General features: G+C 56.4%; 1 protein-coding gene. It reads left to right on the plus strand.

Translation table 11 applies throughout. The features are described from left to right. Positions 1-147: 147 nt before the first annotated feature. On the plus strand, positions 148-601 hold a 454-nt coding region (locus tag ADICYQ_RS31280), incomplete at its 3' end, for an Hsp70 family protein (RefSeq protein ID WP_040416569.1).

The raw sequence follows: 601 nt of genomic DNA on the forward strand, positions 1-601 counted from the left end.
AATCGTAAAGTGGGAGGGGTCACACACACTTGAGTCATACACACTCAACTTTCAGCTACACAGCTTGACTCTGAGCCGCCGGGGGTAGAAACTTGATACCAAGCGACTCAAGTTCGCACACCCAACCGCTTAAAGGAGTAAGAGCATATGGCTCGAGCAGTAGGAATTGACCTCGGAACCACGAACTCAGTGGTTTCTGTTCTCGAAGGTGGAGAACCCACCGTCATCGCAAACGCCGAAGGAATGCGCACCACGCCATCCGTCGTCGCATTCACCAAAGATGGCGAAGTTCTCGTCGGTGAAACCGCCAAGCGCCAAGCCGTCACCAACGTTGACCGCACCATCGCCTCCGTCAAGCGCCACATTGGCACTGACTGGAAAGTCGAAGTTGACGACAAGAAGTACACCCCGCAAGAGATCTCGGCCCGCACGCTGGCTAAGCTCAAGCGCGACGCCGAACAGTACCTGGGTGAAGACGTCACCGACGCAGTAATCACCGTTCCCGCATACTTCAACGACGCTGAGCGTCAGGCAACGAAGGAAGCCGGTGAGATCGCTGGCCTCAACGTTCTGCGCATCATCAACGAGCCCACCGCTGCCG

The organism is Cyclobacterium qasimii M12-11B (assembly GCF_000427295.1).
Classification (GTDB): Bacteria; Bacteroidota; Bacteroidia; order Cytophagales; family Cyclobacteriaceae; genus Cyclobacterium; species Cyclobacterium qasimii.